Origin of the sequence: Streptomyces sp. LHD-70, from assembly GCF_031157275.1 — a bacterium.
In the GTDB taxonomy this organism is placed as follows: domain Bacteria; phylum Actinomycetota; class Actinomycetes; order Streptomycetales; family Streptomycetaceae; genus Streptomyces.
Map to the genome: position 1 here is coordinate 127,370 of NZ_JAVIFW010000002.1, position 20,935 is coordinate 148,304.

A 20,935-nucleotide genomic window follows, 5' to 3' on the forward strand; every position below is an offset into this window, starting at 1 on the left:
GGTGCGGTGACTTCACCTTCGCCGCCCAGGTGGGCCGACCACATCGGGAGTTCGCCGCATCTACGACATGCCAAGGGCCTCAGACCGCGTAAGGAGGGGACTTACGCCGGTCCGAGGCCCTGGTCCGAAGGGCGTCCCATGGCTCAGGACGCGGAGGGAAGTCCGAGGATCAGATCCGTGTACTTGGCGACGGCGAGCAGCAGGCCGATCGCGCCGAGGCCGACTCCGGCCCAGGCCACCGACTTGATCCACGGCGCCTGGACCCGGCCGGGCGTGCCGAACGAGGGACGGGCGAGCACCACGACGCCGACGACCACCGCGAGCAGCGCGAACGCGCCGCCGATCAGCGCGGTGAGGTGCCACTGGTTGCCGTAGAGCGCCTGGATCTGCTGGGCGACACCGGCGGTCTGGGCGGTCTCCAGCTGGCCGACGAGGTTGGAGCGGGCGGCGGCCACGGTGCCGACCCAGCTGCCGGTCAGGGACACGACACCGAGCCCGGCGGCGATGACGGCCGCGGCGCCCTGTCCGACGCCGTAGGACTTGTCCTGAGATACGGCCTCGGTCTCGCTGTCGGAGTCCTCGGCGTCCTCGAAGTCGTCGGCGTCACCGTCGGACACCGCGTCGGCCTCGGTATCGGCCTCAGTACCGGAATCCGCCGCTGCCTTCTCAGGCGCAGCCTGCTTCTCCTCGCCGGGCTCGACGGCGGTCTCGGCGGTCTCGGGGTTCTCGGCCGTCTCGGACTCGGCGGCGGCCTTCGTGCCGCCCTGTGCTGTCTTCGTCTCTGTGCTCATCTTGCGCACGCTAGGTGTCGCGTCTGAGAGCTTTCTTAACGCGCAGGGGGGACGTGCCCCGGTCAGCGGCGCTCACCGGACAGCAGGTCCTGGTCGCGGTCTTCGTCATCGCCCTGGCCCGTGTCCACGCCCGCATCCACGCCCGCATCCACGCCCGCTTCCACCTCCGGCCGCTGAGCCGGTATGGCCGCCACCGCACCGCACTCCGGCGGCTCGATGCTGATGCGCGGGAGCCACCGGTCGACTCGGCGCGGCAGCCACCAGTTGGCGCCGCCGAGCATGTGCATGAGGGCCGGTACGAGCAGGGTGCGCAGCACGAACGCGTCGAGCGCGACGGCCGCCGCGAGGGCGATGCCGAACATCGCGATGACCCGGTCGCCGCTGAGCACGAAGGCCAGAAAGACCGAAATCATGATCACGGCGGCGGAGTTGATCACCCGGCTGGTCTCGGCGAGCCCGACCCGCACCGCGCGGCGGTTGTCACCGGTCTCCAGCCACTCCTCGTACATCCGGCTGACCAGGAACACCTGGTAGTCCATGGAGAGCCCGAAGAGCACGGAGACCATGATCACCGGGAGGAAGGGCTCGATCGGCCCGGCCCGGCCGAGGCCGAGGAGTTCGCTGCCCCAGCCCCACTGGAAGATCGCGACGACGACACCGAAGGCTGCGGCGACGGCGGCCACGTTCATCGCGGCGGCCTTCAGCGGGATGCCGACGGACCGGAACGCGAGCAGGAGCAGCAGACAGCCGAGCCCGATCACCACGCCCACGAAGAGCGGCAGTTTGCCGACGATGACATCGGCGAAGTCGTCGTAGCCCGCGGTGACCCCGCCCACGTGGACGTCGAGCGCGGAGCCGGACTCGGCGCGGGCCTCGGGCAGCACCTCGCCGCGGAGCCGGTCGACGAGATCGCTGGTGGCCTCGGACTGCGGGGCGGAGTCCGGCACGACGGTGAGGAAGCCGATCTGGCCGTGTTCGTCGTACGTCACCGGGGTGACCGTCGCGACGCCCTCGGTGTCGCGCAGCGTGGTCGGGAGCTGGTCGAGGGCGACCTTGTCCTCGGCGTCGTGTATCTCCGCGACCAGCGTGAGCGGGCCGTTCACACCGGGCCCGAAACCGGAACCCCCAGAACCGGAACCCCCGGAACCGGAAGCCGCAGAACCGGAAGCACCGGACCCGGAGCCCCCGGAACCGGCACCGTCGCCCCCCGCGAGCAGGTCGTACGCCTGCCGGGTGGTCGAGGACACCGGATTGTTGCCCTGGTCGGAGGTGCCGAGGCGGAGCGAGAACGTGGGCAGGGCGAGGACGGCGATCACGATGAGCGCGAGGGCGCCGAGCAGCTTCGGGTGCTTCTCCACGAACGCGGACCAGCGGGCGGCGAGCCCGGTCGGCAGTTCGGGCTGCGGCCCGTGCTCGGCGAGGGCGCGGCGCTCACGGCGGGACAACGCGCGCGTGCCGATGAACGAGAGCAGCGCGGGCAGCAGCGTCACGGACGCGGCCACGGTCAGGACGACGGTGAGGGACGCGGCGATCGCGACGCCGTTGAGGAAGCTGAGGCGCAGGATGAGCATGCCGAGCAGGGCGATGCACACAGTGGCGCCAGCGAAGGCGACGGCGCGCCCGGTGGTGGCGACGGCGTTCTGCGCGGCCTCGGCGACGGACAGGCCGCGTTTCAGGCCGCGGCGGTGCCTGGTCACGATGAACAGGGCGTAGTCGATGCCGACGCCGAGGCCGATGAGCAGGCCCAGCATGGGCGCGAAGTCGGCGACCGTCATGACGTGGCCGAGCAGCACGGTGCCCGCGTACGCGGTGCCGACGCTGACCAGGGCGGTCGCTATCGGCAGCAGGCTCGCGGCGAGTGATCCGAACGCGATGAGCAGGACGACCGCGGCGACGGCCACGCCCACGGCCTCCGCGAGGTGTCCGCCGGGCGCCTCGGTGAGGCCGACGGCGCTGCCGCCGAGCGCCACTGTCAGGTCACCGGAATCCGCCGCACGCGCGGTGTCGACGACGGCCTCCGCCTGTGCGGGTTTGATGTCGTGGACGGGCCCGTCGAAGGTGACGGTGGCGTACGCGGTGTGCCCGTCGCGGCTGATCTGTCCGGCGCCGTCGGCGTGGTACGGGCTGACGACGGAGGCGACGCCGGGCAGCCGTGCGATCTCGTCGAGGGTCCGGGTCATCGTCTGCTGGACGCCGGCCGCGTTCACGGTGCCGGTGTCGCTGTGCCAGACGACGGTGTTGCTGTCGCCCGCCAGCTCGGGGAAGCCGGACTCCAGGAGCTCGGTCGCGCGGCCCGATTCGGTGCCGGGGACGTCGTAGTTGTTGGAGTACGCAGTTCCGGCGAGGGTCGCGGCGGCGCCGACACCGATGAGAGCGAGAAGCCAGAGCAGAACGGCTACGAGACGGCGCCTGACGCACCACCGAGCAAGTGCTGCCACTGAGCTGCTCCCTGGATGTTTGTGGATCTTCATCGGGAACATGACCCGCAAAGAACACTTACCCGATACATATCCGACATCGGGCTTTACATCGAGCACTCTGACAGCAAGCGGAGATCCTTTGCCCCTTTCGTGGTCATTCTCACAGGGGCGGCCACGGCTGCGGTACGGAGGTCCCGGGCCCATGGGCCGAAGGAATCGGGCCCAGGGGAAGAGGGCCCGGAACCATCCGCGGGGAGCAGCCGTCGAGGTCAGCCGGACACGCTGTCCCGGCCGTTCTCGATGTGCCCCATCAGCCGCCGCCGGAACGGTTCGTCACCCGCGGCCACGATCGCCAGGTCGTACCAGCCGTGCGCCTCGGCCGTCTCGTACGCGACGCTGCGCCTCTTGCCCGGCCGCACGCGGACGGTGCGCGGCGGCACGTCGGCGTACGCGAGCGGGCGGATCGTGAAGGTCAGGTCGGCGCTGCCGGTGTTGCGCAGGGTGAGGCGGACGGCACGCGCGCGTGCGTCGATCTCCGTGCTCACCGCGGCGGTTCCGTCGGCGCTCCCGGCGAACTCTCTGCGGAACCCGTTGGGCCCGGTCACGGTGAAGTCGTACGCACCCTCGGTAAGGGGCACGCGCAATGGTGCGGCGCCCCTTACATCGACGTGCTGCGGCACCTCGAACTCACCGGCGTACGGATAGAGCGCGAAGTGCGCGCTGGAGCGGCCGGTGTTCGTCAGGCGCAGCTCGACCTGCTTGCCGTCGCCGCTCACCCGGCCGTGCGCGTCCGGCTGGTACGGCAGTGCGCGGGCGGGGCGGCGGCCCGGCTCCTGCTCGGGCATCCGCTGGTCGGCGGGCGGCTGCGGGCGCCAGCGGCCGGAGAAGGGCGGTACGGGCCCCGGCTGCTCGACCTCCGGCTGCGGTCGGCCGCGCGTGAAGTCGAAGGCGCCGGTCAGATCGCCGGTGACCGTGCGCCGCCAGGCACCGATGTTGGGCTCCTCGATGCCCGTCCACCGCTCCAGGAAGCGGATCACGGAGGTGTGGTCGAAGACCTCGGAGGAGACATGGCCGCCGACCGTCCACGGCGACACCACCAGCATCGGCACCCGTATCCCGAGCCCCGTGGGCTTCCCCTGCCAGTGCTCCTCGGTGACGTCGGCGGACGGCACGGGCGGCGGCACATGGTCGAAGAACCCGTCGTTCTCGTCGTAGTTGATGAACACGGCGGTGTGCCGCCACACCTCGGGGTGCGAGGCGAGGGCGTCGAGGACCTTGTAGACGAGGGTCGCGCTGTGGATCGGCGAGGACGAGCCGGGGTGCTCGGAGTCTTGCGCGGACGGCACCAGGTAGGACACCTCGGGGAGCTCGCCCGCCGCGATGTCGCGGCGGAACTCGTCGGCGAGCGTGCCCGTCGGAACCCGGCGCAGGGCGCGCTCGAACAGCGAACGCTCCTTCGCGTCAAGGGACTTCACGCCCTCCTCGAGGACCGCGAGCAGCTTCTCCCGCTCGGCCTCGTCGGCGGCCTCGCGGACCTTCGCGTAGAAGGACTCCATGTAGGTGTGCTCGGTCTTGGCGAGGACCTTGCGGGCGATGGCCTTGAAGGTGGTGAAGAACTCGATCTGGTTGTCGGTGAAGTTCTCCCACTCGGTGTACGTGCGCCAGCTGCGCCCCGCCTTCTCCAGGCGCTCGGCGTACGTGCCCCAGTCGTAGCCGGGGTGCGTGCCCTCCGCGTAGGCGTCGTTGCCGACGGCCCGGTCGCCGTTCGCCTCGTCGCCGGTCTTCCCGCTCCACAGGTGGTTGCGGTTGGGGCTGGTGGAGGTGTGGATCGAGGAGTGGTAGGCGTCGCAGAGGGTGAAGGTGTCCGCGAGCTCGTAGTGCAGCGGGATGTCCTCGCGCGTGTAGTACGCCATCGTGGCCGCCGACTTGGCGGAGATCCAGTTGTCCATCCAGCCCTTGTTCCAGGCCTTCGCGCCTCCGGACCAGGAGTGGTCGAGGTCGCCGATGTACTGCAGGTCCTTCTGCTGAGCCTCGGCTGCCGCGCGCACCGGGAAGGGCAGCACGGTCCGGCCGAGCGGCGCGGGCTGCTCGAACACCGGCTTCCCGCCGGGCAGTTGGACCGCGTTGCGGTCACCGAAGCCGCGTACGCCGCGCAGGGTGCCGAAGTAGTGGTCGAAGGAACGGTTCTCCTGCATCAGGATCACCACGTGCTTGACGGCCTTCAGGCCACCGGCGGGCGGCTCGGCGGCCAATGCGGCCTGCAGCGAGGGCGGAAGCAGCGAGCCCGCCGTGGCGACGCCCAGCGCGCCGCCGCCGAGCGCGAGCAGCCGCCGCCGCGAAAGCCCTGCGCCTGAAGTGTCCGTGGTCAACTGATCCTCCCGAGTTCGGTGTAACGCTCGGGAAGGTATGCAGCACGGATGGATCAGGGAAGACGTACGGCCAACTCAGGGGTGAACGGTCCAAGCACCGGGCCCCGTTGTCCAAACCCGCCGCCCACGCCAAGGGCGGGACCGGAAGTTCCGGTCCCGCCCTTGGCGCGTACGAAATCGGGGTCAGCCCTCGACGCCCAGCTTCTCCAGGATCAGCTCCTTGACGCGGGCCGCATCGGCCTGGCCGCGGGTGGCCTTCATGACCGCGCCGACCAGGGCGCCGGCCGCGGCCACCTTGCCGCCGCGGATCTTGTCCGCGATGGCCTGGTTGCCGGCGATGGCCTCCTCGACGGCGGCGGTGAGCGCGCCCTCGTCGGAGACGACCTTCAGGCCGCGCTTCTCGACGACGGTGTCCGGGTCGCCCTCGCCCGCGAGCACGCCCTCGATGACCTGGCGGGCCAGCTTGTCGTTGAGGTCACCGGCCGCGACGAGTTCGGCGACCCGGGCGACCTGCGCCGGGGTGATCGACAGCTCGTCGAGCGCCTTGCCCTGCTCGTTGGCGTTACGGGCCAGCTCGCCCATCCACCACTTGCGGGCCTGGTCGGCCGGGGCGCCCGCGTCGATCGTGGCGACGATCGGGTCGACCGCACCGGCGTTGAGCATCGACTGCATGTCGTGCTCGGTGACACCCCACTCCTCGCGCAGCCGGTTGCGGCGCACGCGCGGCATCTCCGGCAGCGTCGCCCGCAGCTCCTCGACCCACTCACGGGCCGGGGCGACGGGGACGAGGTCGGGCTCCGGGAAGTACCGGTAGTCCTCGGCGTTGTCCTTGATGCGGCCCGAGGTGGTCGAGCCGTCGTCCTCGTGGAAGTGTCGGGTCTCCTGCACGATCGTGCCGCCGGAGGAGAGCACCGCCGCGTGCCGCTGGATCTCGAAGCGCGCCGCCCGCTCCACGGAGCGCAGCGAGTTGACGTTCTTCGTCTCGGAGCGCGTGCCGAACTCCTCGCGCCCGTGGGGCCGCAGCGACAGGTTCACGTCGCAGCGCATCTGGCCCTTGTCCATGCGCGCCTCGGAGACGTCCAGGGACCTGATGACCTCGCGCAGCTCCGCGACGTACGCCTTGGCGACCTCGGGGGCCCGCTCGCCCGCGCCCTCGATGGGCTTGGTGACGATCTCGATGAGCGGGATGCCCGCGCGGTTGTAGTCGAGCAGGGAGTGGGACGCGCCGTGGATACGGCCGGTGGCGCCGCCGACGTGCGTCGACTTGCCGGTGTCCTCCTCCATGTGGGCGCGCTCGATCTCCACGCGGAAGACCTCGCCGTCCTCCAGCTGGACGTCCAGATAGCCGTTGAAGGCGATCGGCTCGTCGTACTGCGAGGTCTGGAAGTTCTTCGGCATGTCCGGATAGAAGTAGTTCTTCCGGGCGAAGCGGCACCACTCGGCGATCGAGCAGTTCAGCGCGAGGCCGATCTTGATGGCGGACTCGACGCCGGTCGCGTTGACGACGGGCAGCGAGCCGGGCAGGCCGAGGCAGGTCGGACAGGTCTGCGAGTTGGCGTCCGCGCCGAGCGCGGTCGAGCAGCCGCAGAACATCTTCGTCCTGGTGCCGAGCTCGACATGGACCTCCAGGCCCATGACGGGGTCGTACGACGCGAGCGCGTCCTCGTACGACACCAGGTCAGTCGTGACAGTCACGGTGAAACTTTCCCTCTCAGCCCAGCAGGACGTCGTCGTCGCCGAGCCGCTTCAGCTCGCGATAGAGGATCGCCAGGCCGGTGACGATGGCGGCGGCGGAGACCGCGGCGTCGGCGAGACGCAGCAGGTCGTTGTCCTGGCGGGCCATCTTCGCCTGCTTGGCGACGCTCAGCGCGCCGAAGGCGGTGCTGGCCAGCGATACATAGACACCGGTCTTGGACTTCTTGAAGTTCTTGGCCTTCTTTGCCATGGCAGTCACAGCGACGGAGCCTCCTCAAGCAGCGGGTGACCCCACTTTTCCACGAAGGCGGCCTCTACGGCGGCGCCGACCTTGTAAAGCCGGTCGTCCTTCATGGCGGGGGCGATGATCTGCAGCCCGACGGGCAGGCCGTCCTCCGGCGCGAGGCCGCAGGGCAGCGACATGGCGGCGTTGCCCGCCAGGTTCGTCGGCAGTGTGCACACATCCGCGAGGTACATCGCCATCGGGTCGTCGGCGCGCTCGCCGATCGGGAAGGCGGTGGTCGGCGTGGTCGGCGAGACGATGACGTCAACCTGCTCGAAGGACTTCGCGAAGTCCTGCGTGATGAGCGTGCGGACCTTCTGCGCGGAGCCGTAGTACGCGTCGTAGTAGCCGCTCGACAGGGCATACGTGCCGAGGATGATGCGGCGCTTGACCTCGTCACCGAAGCCGGCCTCACGGGTGAGCGCGGTGACGTCCTCGGCGGACTTCGTGCCGTCGTCCCCGACGCGCAGGCCGTAGCGCATGGCGTCGAAGCGGGCCAGGTTCGAGGAGCACTCGGACGGCGCGATCAGGTAGTACGCCGCGAGCGCCAGGTCGAAGGACGGGCAGTCCAGCTCGACGATCTCGGCGCCGAGCTCCTTCAGCAGCGCGACCGACTCGTCGAAGCGCTGCACGACACCGGCCTGGTAGCCCTCGCCGCGGAACTGCTTGACGACGCCGACGCGCATCCCGGCGACGGAGCCGTTCTTCGCGGCCTCGACGACCGGCGGGACCGGGGCGTCGATGGAGGTGGAGTCCATCGGGTCGTGCCCGGCGATGGCCTCGTGCAGGAGGGCCGCGTCGAGGACCGTACGGGCGCAGGGGCCGCCCTGGTCGAGGGAGCTGGAGAAGGCCACCATGCCGTAGCGGGAGACGCCGCCGTAGGTCGGCTTGACGCCGACGGTGCCGGTGACGGCCGCGGGCTGGCGGATGGAGCCGCCGGTGTCCGTGCCGATGGCGAGCGGGGCCTCGTACGACGCGAGCGCGGCGCTCGAACCACCGCCGGAACCGCCCGGGATCCGGGTGAGGTCCCAGGGGTTGCCGGTCGGGCCGTAGGCGCTGTTCTCCGTCGACGACCCCATCGCGAACTCGTCCATGTTGGTCTTGCCGAGGACGACGACGTCGGCGGCCTTGAGCTTCTTGACCAGCGTCGCGTCGTACGGCGGGAGCCAGCCTTCGAGGATCTTCGAGCCGACCGTCGTCGGGACGCCCTCAGTGGTGAAGATGTCCTTCAGCGCGAGCGGGACGCCGGCAAGGGGGCCGAGCTTCTCGCCCGCCTCGCGCTTGGCGTCGACGGCGCGGGCCTGCGCGAGCGCGCCCTCGCGGTCGATGTGCAGGAAGGCGTGCACCTTCTCGTCGACGGCTTCGATCCGGGCCAGGTGCGCCTCGGTGACCTCGACGGCGGTGAGCTCACCGGAGGCGATCTTCGCGGCGATCTCGGCGGCCGTGAGCTTGATGATGTCCGTCATGATGGGTTAGTCCTCCCCCAGGATCTGCGGCACCTTGAAACGCTGCTGCTCCTGGGCCGGGGCGCCGGAGAGCGCCTGCTCGGGGGTGAGCGACGGACGGACCTCGTCCGCGCGCATGACATTGGTCAGCGGCAGCGGGTGAGAGGTCGGCGGTACGTCTTGGTCGGCGACCTCGGAGACGCGTGCTACTGCGCCGAGAATGTCGTCGAGCTGGCCGGCGAAGTGGTCGAGCTCTTCGTCCTTCAGCTCCAGACGCGCCAGCCGAGCGAGGTGGGCGACCTCCTCGCGCGTGATGCCAGGCATGCGGATCCTCACTGGGATGAGCGTGATGTGTCTGGCCCAATCCTATGGGGCCCGGCCCTGTGCCCGTTAAACGGTTGGCCGGAGGGGCGCCGTGGCCGGGGCGCGGAGGGGTGCCTCGGCGGGGGCGCGGAGGTGTGTCTCGTAAGAACGCGAACGGGTGTCTGCGCAGGACCGTTACTTCACCACATGCCCGGAGGGCCGATCCGCTTCCTCCTGGGTGTCGTCCTGGTCCGTCTCCGCCGACAGCTCCGCGGGGCGGCGCCAGCCGCGCGAGCCGCGGGCGCGGAGCCAGGACGTGGTCTCGTCGGCGGGCATCGCGGCCGCGACCAGCCAGCCCTGCACCGCGTCACAGCCGAGGTCCCGCAGCCGCTCCCAGGTCTCGTCGTCCTCGACGCCCTCCGCGACGACGAGGAGGCCGAGGGAATGGGCGAGGTCGACGGTGCAGCGGACGATCTCCGCGTCCTCGTTGTCCACGGCGAGGCGGGCCACGAACGAGCGGTCGATCTTCAACTCGCTGACGGGCAGCCGCCGCAGGTGCACGAGCGAGGAGTACCCGGTGCCGAAGTCGTCGAGGGACATCTTCACGCCGTGCCCGGTGAGCCCGGCCAGGGTGTCCGCGGCGCGCTGCGGGTCCTCGAGCAGGACGTGTTCCGTTATCTCCAGCTGGAGCGCGCCCGCCGGGACGCCGTGCCGGGCCAGGCGGGCCGCGACGGCGCCCGCGAAGCCGGGCGTGTGGACGTCCCGCGGCGAGACGTTCACCGCGACCGGCACCTTCAGGCCCTGCTTGTGCCAGCGCGCGACCTGGGCGAGCGCGGTCTCCAGGACGTACTCCGTCAGGTGCGGCATCAGTCCGGACGACTCGGCGATCGCGATGAACTCGTCCGGCGGGACCTTGCCGCGCTCCGGGTGCACCCAGCGGACCAGCGCCTCCAGGCCGGCGACCTGGCCGTCGAAGCGGACCTTCGGCTGGTAGTGCAGCTCGACGTCGCCCGCGTCGAGCGCGCGCCGCAGGTCGCCCAACAGACCGAGGCGGTCGGGGGTGTTGGAGTCCCGCTTCGACTCGTACACCTCGACGCCGGTCCGGTCCCGCTTCGCCTGGTACATCGCGACGTCGGCCCGGCGCAGCAGGCCCTCCGCGTCCAGGGCGTGGTCGGGGAAGACCGCGAGGCCGGCGCTCGCCTCCAGGACGAGGGTCAGCCCGTCCAGGTCGAGCGGGGAGCTGAGCTCGGCGACGAGGCCGCGGGCGACCCGCTGCGCGCTGGTCGTGGAGTCGCAGGTCGGCAGGAGTACCGCGAACTCGTCGCCGCCGAGCCGCGCGGCCTCCGCACCGCGCGGCAGGGCGTGCCGGAGCCGGTCGGCGATCTGCAGCAGCAGCCGGTCACCGGCGAGATGACCGAGGGTGTCGTTGACGGAACGGAACCGGTCGAGGTCGATCAGGACGAGGGCGGAACGCGCCCCGACCCGCTCGGCCTCGTCGAGCGCGGTCCAGGTCCGCTCCAACAGCCACTGCCGGTTGGGCAGTCCGGTGAGCGGGTCGCGCAACTGCTCCTCGGCCCTGGCCCGGGCGATCCACAGCGTGGAGTCGAGCGCGATCAGCGGGACCGCGAAGAGCGGCAGCAGGATCGGCAGGGCGGTGGCGACCACGCAGATCAGCGGGGCGATGCCGAGCAGCGCGACGCCGACGAGGGCCTGACGGACCACGGCGGTACGGGCGACGGTCGGCAGGCCCGCGCCGTGCGGCGCGTTCATGTACCAGAGCAGCAGGCGGGTCACCAGGAGATACGCGGCGGCGACCAGCACGATCTCCGGTGCGCTCCAGACGTTCCAGCTGTTCGGGTCCCAAGGGGTCTCGACGGTCGGGGCCTGGCCGAAGGCGGCGAGGACCAGGGCTCCGGCGCCGATGCCGATGATGTCCACCGCGCCGTGCAGCACGGCCTGCCACCAGCGGCGTCTGCGGGCGGCGGCGACCAGGACCACGACGCTGAGGCTGACCATGCCCGCGGGCACCCAGCCGTAGAGCAGCAGCACGGCGAGAGTGAGGGCGGCTCCGGAACCGGTGCCACCCCACCAGCGCTCGCGGCCGAGGAGCACGAGATGGCCGACGATGACGCCGGTGAGCACGGCGAGCGACCAGCCGACGACGCCGCTGGGGAAGAGTGCGTGGTGATCGGTGAAGGCTCGGACGAACCCCGCTGCCAGGACCACTGCCGCGGTGGCCGCGACCGCGGCCGGCAGCGCGGGCAGCATCAACCGGCGCAGCCCTGACACCGGATCGGCGCTTTCGGTCGGTTTCATTCCCGTCCCTCTCACAGCCGGCGGTGCCCACGCCACGCGGCCCTCGTGTTCAGAAGTCACCGCGTCTGAAAACCCTTCTCCAGGCTCTCGTGGAGCCGGAGATACCCCATTCGGCAGCGGGGCACGGCAGGCGCACTCCTCAACAGTAGGCCGCAGAAGGCTTCTACGGGCAGCGGTCGACAACGGTTGCCCGAATGCGACCCGACCACCCGTATGCATCTGGTATGCGCTGAACGAGTGGCCTTCAACCGCTACTCCTCGGCCGAAAGTGCGACATCCCGAGCGGCGTCGGGGCCTTGGTCCAGGAGCACCTCGAAGCCTTCTTCGTTCAGAACCGGGACTTTGACCTGCATGGCCTTGTCATATTTCGAACCCGGATTCTCACCAACCACCACAAAAGACGTCTTCTTGGAGACGGATCCGGTCACCTTGGCTCCAAGACGCTGCAGCGCCTCTTTTGCGCCATCTCGCGTATATGTCTGCAACGTTCCGGTCACGACGACCGTCAAACCCTCCAGCGGACGCGGCCCTTCGTCGCCCGCGCCCTCCTCCTCCATGCGGACTCCCGCGGTCCGCCAGCGGTCGATGATCTCGCGGTGCCAGTCCACCTCGAACCACTGCTTGAGGGAGGCCGCGATGGTCGTCCCGACGCCCTCGACGGCGGCCAGCTCCTCCTCGCTCGCCTGCTCGATCCGGTCCATGGAACGGAACTCGCGGGCCAGGGCCTCCGCGGCGACCGGGCCGACGTGGCGGATCGACAGGCCCGTGATCACGCGCGCGAGCGGGCGGTCCTTGGCCTCCTGGATGTTCTTCAGCATCGCGAGGGTGTTGGCCTTGGCCTCGCCCTTCTGGTTCGCGAAGAACGTGACGACCTTCTCCTCGCCGGTCTTCGGGTCCCGCTTGGGCAGACCGGAGTCCTGGTCCAGTACGTACGACTTGATGGGCAGGAGCTCTTCGACGGTGAGGTCGAAGAGGCCGCTCTCGTCCTTCAGGGGCGGCTCGGCGGGCTCCAGGGGCTGGGTGAGCGCGGTGGCCGCGACATAGCCGAAGTTCTCGATGTCCAGGCACTTGCGGCCCGCGAGGTAGAAGAGCCGCTCGCGCAACTGGGCCGGGCAGGAGCGGGAGTTGGGGCAGCGCAGGTCGATGTCCCCCTCCTTCATGGGCCGCAGCGGCGTGCCGCACTCGGGGCACTCGGCGGGCATCACGAACTCCCGCTCGCTGCCGTCCCTGAGGTCCACGACCGGGCCGAGGATCTCCGGGATGACGTCTCCGGCCTTGCGCAGCACCACCGTGTCACCGATGAAGACACCCTTGGCCTTGACGACCTCCTGGTTGTGCAGCGTCGCGAACTCGACCTCCGAGCCGGCCACCGTCACCGGCTCCACGCACGCGTACGGCGTGACGCGGCCGGTGCGGCCGACGCCGACGCGGATGTCCACCAGCTTGGTGTTGACCTCCTCCGGCGCGTACTTCCAGGCGATCGCCCAGCGGGGCGCGCGCGAGGTGGAGCCGAGGCGGCCCTGCAGCGGGATCTCGTCGAGCTTGACGACGACACCGTCGATCTCGTGCATCACGGAGTGGCGGTTCTCGCCGTAGTACGCGATGAACTCGCGGACGCCGTCGATGCCGTCGACCACCTTGTTGTACTGCGCGGTGGGCAGGCCCCAGTCCCGCAGCAGCTCATAGGCGTGGCTCAGGCAGTCGATGTCGAAGCCCTCGCGGGCGCCGATGCCGTGCACCACCATGTGCAGCGGACGCGTGGCGGTGATGCGCGGGTCCTTCTGGCGCAGTGAACCCGCCGCCGCGTTGCGGGGGTTGGCGAACGGCTTGTCGCCGTGCTCCACCAGGCGGGCGTTGAGCTCCTCGAACTTCTCCATCGGGAAGAAGACCTCGCCGCGGATCTCCACGAGCTCCGGGATGCGCTCACCCTTCAGGCGCTCCGGGATGTCCGCGATCGTGCGGACGTTGGGCGTGATGTCCTCGCCGGTGCGGCCGTCCCCGCGCGTGGCGGCGCGGGTGAGCCTGCCGTGCTCGTACGTCAGGTTCACCGCGAGGCCGTCGACCTTCAGCTCGCACAGGAAGTGGTAGCCCCCCGAGCCGACCTCCTTCGCCACGCGGTCGGCCCAGGAGGCGAGTTCCTCGTCGTCGAAGGCGTTGTCCAGGGACAGCATCCGCTCGCGGTGCTCGACCGCGGTGAACTCCGTCTCGTACGCCCCCGCGACCTTCTGCGTCGGGGAGTCCGGGGTGCGCAGCTCCGGGTGGCGGTCCTCCAGGGCCTCCAGGGAGCGCAGGAGCTTGTCGAACTCCGCGTCGCTGACGACCGGCTGGTCCTTCACGTAGTACCGGAAGCGGTGCTCCTCGATCTGCTCCGCGAGCTGGGCGTGCTCCTCGCGCGCCTGAGCGGGCACGGAGCTCCCGGTCGAGGCAGTCTGTGCGTCCTTGTCGCCGGCCACCGTCTTCGTCCTCCCGTAACGGTTACTCAGGGTTGTCCGCGAGTGATCTCGCCGCCGTGACACAGTGCGCGAGCGCCTTGCGGGCGTACGCGGGAGAGGCCCCCGCGAGTCCGCACGACGGCGTCACCACGACCGAGTCCGCGAGCAACCCCGGATTCAGCCCCAGCCTGCGCCACAGCGTCCTGACACCACTGACGTTACTGGCAGGGTCTGACAATGCGGCGTCGGTGGACGGCACGACGCCCGCGAACAGCTTCGTACCGCCCTCGACGGCCTCCCCGATGGAGTCCTCGTCACGTTCGGTGAGGAGGCCGAAGTCGAAGGAGACCCCGGCGACGCCCGCGCGCCGCAGCAGCGCGAACGGCACATCCGGGGCGCAGGAGTGGACGACGACGGGGACGCCCGCCGCCTCCATGACCGACCGCAGCGTGGCCTCGACGACCTGCCGGTCCGCCGCGCGGTGCGTGCGGTAGCCGCTGGCGGACTTGATCTGTCCGCGCAGTACGGCGGTGAGGGACGGCTCGTCGAGCTGCAGGACCGGCGTGGCCCCGGGCACGCGGCGGCGCACGTCGTCGAGGTGCCGGACCAGGCCCTCGGCGAGCGAGCCCGCGAGGTCGCGGCAGGCCCCGGCGTCGGAGAGCGCGGCCTCGCCGTTCTTCAGCTCCAGGGCCGCGGCGAGCGTCCACGGCCCCACGGCCTGCACCTTCAGCGGGCCCTCGTACCCGTGCGCGAACTCCTCCAGGGCGTCGAGGTCCTCACCGAGCCAGGACCGGGCGCGGCGGGTGTCCATGCCGGGGCGGTCGCCGATGCGCCAGCCGCTGGGCTCCACGCGCGCGTAGACCTCGACGAGGAGGCCGGCCGTGCGGCCGATCATGTCGGCGCCCGGTCCGCGCGCGGGCAGCTCCGCGAGGTACGGGAACTCCTCGAAGGTGCCGGTGACGGTTTTCGCGGCCTCGCGGGCGTCGCCCCCGGGCAGGGAGCCGATGCCGGTGGCGGGGCCGAAGACGTGCTCGCTCATCGGCCGGGCCGCACCGTCAGGTCGTTGACCTCCGCGTCCCGCGGCAGGTCGAGGGCCATCAGGATCGTCGTGGCCACGGACTCCGGGTCGATCCAGCGGTCCGCGTCGTACGCCTTGCCCTCCTGCTGGTGCACCTTGGCCTGCATGGGGCTGGCCGTGCGCCCCGGGTAGACCGTGGTGACGCGCAGGCCGTTGGGCTTCTCCTCGGCCCGCAGGGAGTCGGCGAGCGCCTTCAGGCCGTGCTTGGACGCGGCGTACGCCGACCAGTCGGCGTGGGCGTTCAGGCCCGCGCCCGAGTTCACGAAGAGCACCTGGCCCTGGGCGACGCGGAGTTGGGGCAGGAAGTGCCGGGTCAGCTCGGCCGGCGCGATCAGGTTCACCTCCAACTGGTGGCGCCAGACCTTGGGGGTGAGGTCGCCGACCTGGCCGAGGTCGACGACGCCCGCGATGTGCAGCAGCGAGTCGACCCGGTCGGGCAGCGCCTGGTGCGAGAACGCCCAGGAGAGGCGGTCCGGCTCGGCGAGGTCGCCGACGAGGGTGCGGGCGCCTTCGTACCGCTCGGCCAGTTCCTTGGCGCGGCCGGCGTCGCGCGCGAGGAGGACGAGGTCGTCGCCGCGCTCGTGCAGTCGGCGCGCGACGGCGGCGCCGATGCCGGAGCCCGCTCCGGTGATCACATGGGTAGCCATGCGGGCCATTCTCGCAACAGGCGGATCAGCGCGTGCCCATGGACTCCTCGAGATACGCCAGGGCACCGACCGGCTCCTCCGCGAAGAAGACCAGGTCGGTGAGGGGAACGGGCAGGAAGCCCTCGTCGTCCATGCGACGGAACTGGGTCTTCAGGCCGTCGTAGAAGCCCGCCGTGTTCAGGAGCACCACCGGCTTCGTGGTCCTGCCGTGCTTCTTCAGCTCCAGGATCTCGGTGGCCTCGTCGAGCGTGCCCGTGCCGCCGACCATGATCACCACCGCGTCGGCGTTCTCCAGGAGCGCCGCCTTCCGCTCCGCGAGGTCGGCCGTGACCAGCATCTGGTCGGGCTCCGTGACGGGCCGCGCCTTGGCCTGCAGGAACTCCACGGAGACGCCGAAGAGGCGGCCGCCCGCCTCCTGCACGCCGTCCGCGACGACCTTCATCAGGCCGACGTCGGAGCCGCCCCACACCAGCGTGTGGCCGGCCTTGCCGAGCAGCTCGGCGAACTCGCGGGCGGGGCGGGTGTAGCGCTCGTCGAGCTCGGCCGCGGAGAGGAAGACGCAGATGTTCATGCAGTCACCGTACGACCCGCCACCGACACTCCGTCCCCGCCCCGCGGCCGGCCAACTCCACGCGCGCGTGCGGGAAGATCCGGCACCGCGCGGGTGCTGTACGGAGTGACGCCGACCGCACTCCTGGGAGGGCCGCCGTGGCCGAGGGACACCCGACCGAGGGACACAAGATCACCGTCGAACAGGGCACGCAGCACGTGCGCGTGGTGCGCGACGGGCAGGTGATCGCCGACAGCGCCCGCCCCCTGGTGCTGCGCGAGACCGGCTACCCGGCGCGCTACTACCTGCCGCCGCAGGACGTCCGCACGGAGCTGCTGGCGCCCTCGGAGACGCACACGTACTGCCCGTTCAAGGGCACCGCTTCCTACTGGTCGCTTCCGGAGGCGCCCGATCTGGTGTGGGCGTATCCGGAGCCGAAGCCTCAAGTGGCCGATATCAAGGACCACTTCTGCTTCTACGAGGTGGAGGAAGTGACGGGCTGAGAACCGGCGCTGCTACGCGGCGGCCGTCGCGCGCCCCGTCGTCGCGATGGTCGCCGAGCCCACCACGCGCGTGCCGTCGTAGAGCACGATGGCCTGGCCCGGGGCGACGCCACGGACCGGCTCGTCGAACGTGACGTGCAGCGTGCCGTCGACCAGCTCCGCGCGGACCGGGGTCTCGCCGCCGTGCGCCCGCAGCTGCGCGGTGTACGTGCCGGGGCCTGCCGGGGCGGTGCCGCACCAGCGGGGCTTGATCGCGGTGAGGGCGGTGACGTCGAGCGCCTCGACCGGGCCGACCGTCACGGTGTTGTTCACCGGCGAGATGTCCAGGACGTAGCGCGGCTTGCCGTCCGGGGCCGGGGTGCCGATGCGCAGGCCCTTGCGCTGGCCGATCGTGTAGCCGTACGCGCCCTCATGGGTGCCGAGTTTCGTGCCGGTCTCGTCGACGATGTCGCCCTCAGCCTTGCCGAGGCGGTTCGCGAGGAAGCCCTGGGTGTCGCCGTCGGCGATGAAGCAGATGTCGTGCGAGTCGGGCTTCTTGGCGACGGCGAGGCCACGGCGCTCGGCCTCCGCGCGGATCTCGTCCTTGGTGGTGACGGTGTCGCCGAGCGGGAACATCGCGTGCGCGAGCTGCCGGTCGTCCAGGACACCGAGGACGTACGACTGGTCCTTCGCCATGTCGGACGCGCGGTGCAGTTCGCGGTTGCCGTCGGCGTCCGTGACGACCTGGGCGTAGTGCCCGGTGGCGACGGCGTCGAAGCCGAGGGCGAGGGCCTTGTCGAGGAGCGCGGCGAACTTGATCTTCTCGTTGCAGCGCAGGCACGGGTTGGGCGTGCGACCCGCCTCGTACTCGGCGACGAAGTCCTCGACCACGTCCTCGCGGAAGCGGTCGGCGAGATCCCACACGTAGAAGGGGATGCCGATGACGTCGGCCGCGCGGCGGGCGTCGCGGGAGTCCTCGATCGTGCAGCAGCCGCGGGCTCCGGTGCGGAAGGACTGCGGGTTGGCCGAGAGTGCCAGGTGCACTCCGGTGACGTCGTGCCCGGCCTCCGCGGCGCGGGCGGCGGCGACGGCTGAGTCGACCCCGCCGGACATGGCGGCGAGGACACGGAGGCGGCGCTGCGGGGCGGCGGGGATCTCAGTCATAACTCCTCCAGGGTAGACGGAACCTTCGAGGACCCCTCGCGCGTTTCTACGATCACGGGGAGCACGGGGAGGTTCAGTGGCCGAGGAGCAGTCCGGCGGCGAGAAGGACGAGCAGCGGGAGCGGTCGGGGCGAGGCGTGAGCAGACGCGGGCTGCTGATCGGCGGCGCGGTCGTCGTGGGCGCGGGCGCGGCGATGTTCCACGAGGAGCTGGGCCGCCTGTGGTGGCGGGTGCCCGGCATCGACAAGCAGCGCAACGACGGGGACGTGGACCACAGGGGCGCGCAGTGGATCGCGGCCTCGGAGGCGAACCTGCGGTACGCGGACCGGCCCGCGGACTTCACGGTGGACCGCATTGTCATCCATGTCACGGAGGGCAGTTACGCGACGGCGGTGCGGGTCTTCCGCGATCCGCTGCACGCCGCGGCGACGCACTATGTGATCCGCGCGAAGGACGGCCACATCGCGCAGATGGCCCGCGAGCTGGACGTCGCGTTCCACGCGGGCAACCGCGCGTACAACGAACGCAGCGTCGGCATCGAGCACGAGGGCTTCGTCGACAAGCCGGAGACCCTGACGGACGTGATGTACCGCTCGTCGGCCCGCCTGGCGGCGGACATCTGCGCGCGGTACGGGATACCGGTGGACCGCGAGCACATCATCGGCCACAACGAGGTCCCGGGCGCCACGCACACCGACCCGGGGCGGCACTGGGACTGGGACAAGTACATGCGCCTTGTGCGGGCCGCCGCGAAGGAGCGCGCCGAGTCAGCGGCTAGCTGAGCCCCGCCGACCGCGCCCGTTCCACCGCCGGGCCGATCGCCTTCGCCACGGCCTCGATGTCGGCGCGGGTCGTCGTGTGCCCGAGGGAGAAGCGCAGGGTGCCGCGGGCCAGGTCCGGGTCGGTGCCGGTGGCGAGCAGGACGTGGCTCGGCTGGGCCACGCCCGCCGTGCACGCGGAGCCGGTGGAGCACTCGATGCCCTGGGCGTCGAGGAGGAGCAGCAGCGAGTCGCCCTCGCAGCCGGGGAAGGTGAAGTGCGCGTTGGCGGGCAGCCGGCCGAGGGCGTCCGGGCCGGCCGGCGCCGGGTCGCCGCCCAGGATCGCGTCGGGTGCGGCGGCGCGGACGGCGGTGATCAGCTCGTCCCGCAGGCCGCCGATCTCCTGCGCGAACCAGTCGCGGCGCCCGGCGGCGATCCGCCCGGCCACGGCGAACGCGGCGACGGCCGGGACGTCGAGGGTCCCGGAGCGCACATGCCGCTCCTGCCCGCCGCCGTGCAGCACGGGCACGGGGCTGTACTCCCGGCCGAGCAGCAGCGCCCCGATGCCGTACGGACCGCCGACCTTGTGGCCGCTGACCGTCATCGCGGCGAGCCCGGAGGCACCGAAGTCGACGGGGAGCTGACCGAAGGCCTGGACGGCGTCGGCATGCAGCGGAACGTCGAACTCGGCTGCCACGTCGGCGAGTTCACGCACCGGCATGACCGTGCCGATCTCATTGTTGGCCCACATGACCGTGGCGAGGGCGACGTCGTCGGGGTTGCGCTCGATGGCCGCGCGCAGCGCCTCGGGGTGCACCCGGCCGTACGCGTCGACGGGCAGGTACTCGATCGTCGCGCCCTCGTGCTCGCCGAGCCAGTGCACCGCGTCGAGCACGGCGTGGTGTTCGACGGGGCTGGCGAGGACGCGGATGCGCGCGGGGTCGGCGGCCCGGCGCGCCCAGAACAGGCCCTTCACGGCGAGGTTGTCGGCCTCGGTGCCGCCGGAGGTGAGGACGACTTCGCTGGGGCGGGCGCCGAGTGCGTCGGCGAGGGTCTCGCGGGCCTCCTCGACGGTGCGCCTGGCCCGCCGCCCGGCGGCGTGCAGGGAGGAGGCGTTGCCGACGACGGTGAGCTGCGTGGTCATCGCCTCGACGGCCTCCGGAAGCATCGGAGTGGTCGCGGCGTGGTCGAGATAGGCCATGGTGCGATCGATTCTACGAGCCGCGGGGAGGGGGCACGGCGGGCGTAGGGGGGCACGACGGGGTCCCGCGCAACCCTGGCGCCGAGTGTCAGTACCAAATAGCCTTACGGTCATGACAGCCAAGCGGTTTCTCGACCACGCCAACCGGGCCATCGACCAAGCCAACCGGGCTCTCGACCACGACTGGGTACTCGACCGCACCTTCCACAGCTCTTCCGGCGAGGTCCGCTGGGCCGCGCTCGGCGCATCCGAGGCGCCTCCCCTCGTCTTCGTCCACGGCACCCCGTTCTCGTCGTACGTCTGGCGATCCGTCGCCCGCGCGCTCGCCCCGCACCACCGGGTCCACGTCTGGGACCTGCCGGGGTACGGCGCCTCGGAGATGCGGGATGGCCAGGACGTCTCCCTCGACCAACAGGCCCGCGTCTTCACGGAACTGCTCGACCACTGGGGCCTGGACCAGCCCGCCGTCGTCGCGCACGACTTCGGCGGCTGCATCGCGCTGCGCGCCCACCTGCTGCACGGGGCGCGCTACGAACGACTGGCCCTGCTCGACCCGGTGGCGCTCGCCCCGTGGGGCTCGCCGACCTACCGGCTGCTCGGGGCGAACGCCGAGGTGTTCGCCCAGCTCCCGGCGCCGCTGCACGCAGCCCTGGTACGGGAGTACCTGGGCTCGGGAAGTCATCTCGGGCTGCACCCCGAGGTCCACTCACGCCTAGTCGCGCCGTGGTGCACCCCGGAGGGGCAGGCGGCGTTCTACCGGCAGATCACCCTGAACGACCAGCGCTTCACCGATGAGATCCAGGACAGATACGGGGAGCTGAAGCTTCCGGTCCTGGTGTGCTGGGGCGCCGAGGACACCTGGATCCCGGTGGCCAAGGCACACGAACTGGCCGAGGCGATCCCGGGCGCCGAGCTGCGCGTGTTCGAGGGCGCCGGACATCTCGTACAGGAGGACGCCCCCGCGGAGCTGGCGGCGCAGCTCGCCCGCTTCCTCGGCTGAGC

17 protein-coding genes are annotated in these 20,935 nt (G+C 71.1%); 3 read left to right on the forward strand and 14 right to left on the reverse strand.

Features of this window, described 5'->3' with window-relative positions; all coding sequences use genetic code 11:
• Window positions 1-143 precede the first annotated feature (143 nt).
• The 12 genes from RCO28_RS05505 to RCO28_RS05560 all read right to left on the reverse strand — a co-directional run bounded on the left by RCO28_RS05505 (window position 144) and on the right by RCO28_RS05560 (window position 16,350).
• Window positions 144-791, reverse strand: coding sequence for a hypothetical protein (locus RCO28_RS05505; protein ID WP_308939813.1), 648 nt, complete (start codon window positions 789-791; stop codon window positions 144-146).
• Between the two features lie 62 nt (window positions 792-853).
• Window positions 854-3,229, reverse strand: coding sequence for an MMPL family transporter (locus tag RCO28_RS05510; protein WP_308939814.1), 2,376 nt, complete (start codon window positions 3,227-3,229; stop codon window positions 854-856).
• A gap of 251 nt (window positions 3,230-3,480) precedes the next feature.
• A complete protein-coding gene (locus tag RCO28_RS05515; protein ID WP_308939815.1) occupies window positions 3,481-5,580 on the reverse strand; it encodes a phosphocholine-specific phospholipase C in 2,100 nt (699 codons plus the stop codon).
• A 183-nt stretch (window positions 5,581-5,763) separates the two neighbouring features.
• Window positions 5,764-7,275, reverse strand: coding sequence for an Asp-tRNA(Asn)/Glu-tRNA(Gln) amidotransferase subunit GatB (gene gatB / locus RCO28_RS05520; protein ID WP_308939816.1), 1,512 nt, complete (start codon window positions 7,273-7,275; stop codon window positions 5,764-5,766).
• Window positions 7,276-7,291: 16 nt separating this feature from the next.
• The gene (locus tag RCO28_RS05525) at window positions 7,292-7,525 is read right to left on the reverse strand and encodes a hypothetical protein (RefSeq protein ID WP_282511984.1); all 234 of its coding nucleotides are present in this window, start codon (window positions 7,523-7,525) and stop codon (window positions 7,292-7,294) included.
• Between the two features lie 5 nt (window positions 7,526-7,530).
• Window positions 7,531-9,024 carry an Asp-tRNA(Asn)/Glu-tRNA(Gln) amidotransferase subunit GatA gene (gene gatA, locus RCO28_RS05530; protein WP_308939817.1) on the reverse strand — a complete coding sequence of 498 codons (1,494 nt, stop codon included), beginning with the start codon at window positions 9,022-9,024 and terminating at the stop codon, window positions 7,531-7,533.
• Between the two features lie 6 nt (window positions 9,025-9,030).
• Window positions 9,031-9,327 (reverse strand): Asp-tRNA(Asn)/Glu-tRNA(Gln) amidotransferase subunit GatC, encoded by a 297-nt coding sequence (gene gatC, locus RCO28_RS05535; protein ID WP_282511819.1) that lies wholly within the window; start codon window positions 9,325-9,327, stop codon window positions 9,031-9,033.
• A 174-nt stretch (window positions 9,328-9,501) separates the two neighbouring features.
• A complete protein-coding gene (locus RCO28_RS05540; RefSeq protein WP_308939818.1) occupies window positions 9,502-11,622 on the reverse strand; it encodes a bifunctional diguanylate cyclase/phosphodiesterase in 2,121 nt (706 codons plus the stop codon).
• Between the two features lie 251 nt (window positions 11,623-11,873).
• Window positions 11,874-14,075: an NAD-dependent DNA ligase LigA gene (ligA, locus tag RCO28_RS05545; protein ID WP_308939819.1), complete on the reverse strand. Its 2,202-nt coding sequence runs from the start codon at window positions 14,073-14,075 to the stop codon at window positions 11,874-11,876.
• A gap of 22 nt (window positions 14,076-14,097) precedes the next feature.
• Window positions 14,098-15,093 (reverse strand): methionine synthase, encoded by a 996-nt coding sequence (locus tag RCO28_RS05550; RefSeq protein WP_308939820.1) that lies wholly within the window; start codon window positions 15,091-15,093, stop codon window positions 14,098-14,100.
• Entirely contained in the window at window positions 15,090-15,779 is a 690-nt protein-coding gene (locus RCO28_RS05555) for an SDR family oxidoreductase (protein WP_308939821.1), read from the reverse strand. Before RCO28_RS05555 ends, RCO28_RS05550 begins: the two co-directional genes overlap by 4 nt.
• A gap of 25 nt (window positions 15,780-15,804) precedes the next feature.
• Window positions 15,805-16,350 carry a TIGR00730 family Rossman fold protein gene (locus tag RCO28_RS05560; RefSeq protein WP_308939822.1) on the reverse strand — a complete coding sequence of 182 codons (546 nt, stop codon included), beginning with the start codon at window positions 16,348-16,350 and terminating at the stop codon, window positions 15,805-15,807.
• Window positions 16,351-16,487: 137 nt separating this feature from the next.
• Between RCO28_RS05560 and RCO28_RS05565 the strand changes: the two genes are divergently transcribed.
• The gene (locus RCO28_RS05565) at window positions 16,488-16,832 is read left to right on the forward strand and encodes a DUF427 domain-containing protein (protein ID WP_308939823.1); all 345 of its coding nucleotides are present in this window, start codon (window positions 16,488-16,490) and stop codon (window positions 16,830-16,832) included.
• A gap of 12 nt (window positions 16,833-16,844) precedes the next feature.
• Here the strand turns inward: RCO28_RS05565 and mnmA are convergent, their stop codons facing one another.
• A complete protein-coding gene (mnmA, locus tag RCO28_RS05570; RefSeq protein WP_308939824.1) occupies window positions 16,845-17,975 on the reverse strand; it encodes a tRNA 2-thiouridine(34) synthase MnmA in 1,131 nt (376 codons plus the stop codon).
• 76 nt (window positions 17,976-18,051) lie between these two features.
• Between mnmA and RCO28_RS05575 the strand changes: the two genes are divergently transcribed.
• Window positions 18,052-18,756, forward strand: a complete 705-nt coding sequence (locus tag RCO28_RS05575) for an N-acetylmuramoyl-L-alanine amidase (protein ID WP_308939825.1) — start codon at window positions 18,052-18,054, stop codon at window positions 18,754-18,756.
• Here the strand turns inward: RCO28_RS05575 and RCO28_RS05580 are convergent.
• Window positions 18,749-19,933 (reverse strand): cysteine desulfurase family protein, encoded by a 1,185-nt coding sequence (locus RCO28_RS05580; protein WP_308939826.1) that lies wholly within the window; start codon window positions 19,931-19,933, stop codon window positions 18,749-18,751. The two genes, RCO28_RS05575 and RCO28_RS05580, sit on opposite strands and share 8 nt — an antisense overlap.
• Window positions 19,934-20,045: 112 nt before the next feature.
• Between RCO28_RS05580 and RCO28_RS05585 the strand changes: the two genes are divergently transcribed.
• Window positions 20,046-20,933 (forward strand): alpha/beta fold hydrolase, encoded by an 888-nt coding sequence (locus RCO28_RS05585; RefSeq protein ID WP_308939827.1) that lies wholly within the window; start codon window positions 20,046-20,048, stop codon window positions 20,931-20,933.
• The last annotated feature ends 2 nt before the right edge of the window (window positions 20,934-20,935 follow it).

Coding starts and splice junctions, on each gene's coding strand:
- RCO28_RS05505 (WP_308939813.1), bottom strand. CDS start 791: ATGAGCACAGAGACGAAGACAGCACAGGGCGGCACGAAGGCCGCCGCC.
- RCO28_RS05555 (WP_308939821.1), bottom strand. CDS start 15,779: ATGGCTACCCATGTGATCACCGGAGCGGGCTCCGGCATCGGCGCCGCC.
- gatC (WP_282511819.1), bottom strand. CDS start 9,327: ATGCCTGGCATCACGCGCGAGGAGGTCGCCCACCTCGCTCGGCTGGCG.
- RCO28_RS05525 (WP_282511984.1), bottom strand. CDS start 7,525: ATGGCAAAGAAGGCCAAGAACTTCAAGAAGTCCAAGACCGGTGTCTAT.
- RCO28_RS05585 (WP_308939827.1), top strand. CDS start 20,046: ATGACAGCCAAGCGGTTTCTCGACCACGCCAACCGGGCCATCGACCAA.
- RCO28_RS05560 (WP_308939822.1), bottom strand. CDS start 16,350: ATGAACATCTGCGTCTTCCTCTCCGCGGCCGAGCTCGACGAGCGCTAC.
- mnmA (WP_308939824.1), bottom strand. CDS start 17,975: ATGACTGAGATCCCCGCCGCCCCGCAGCGCCGCCTCCGTGTCCTCGCC.
- RCO28_RS05580 (WP_308939826.1), bottom strand. CDS start 19,933: ATGGCCTATCTCGACCACGCCGCGACCACTCCGATGCTTCCGGAGGCC.
- gatA (WP_308939817.1), bottom strand. CDS start 9,024: ATGACGGACATCATCAAGCTCACGGCCGCCGAGATCGCCGCGAAGATC.
- RCO28_RS05540 (WP_308939818.1), bottom strand. CDS start 11,622: ATGAAACCGACCGAAAGCGCCGATCCGGTGTCAGGGCTGCGCCGGTTG.
- RCO28_RS05550 (WP_308939820.1), bottom strand. CDS start 15,093: ATGAGCGAGCACGTCTTCGGCCCCGCCACCGGCATCGGCTCCCTGCCC.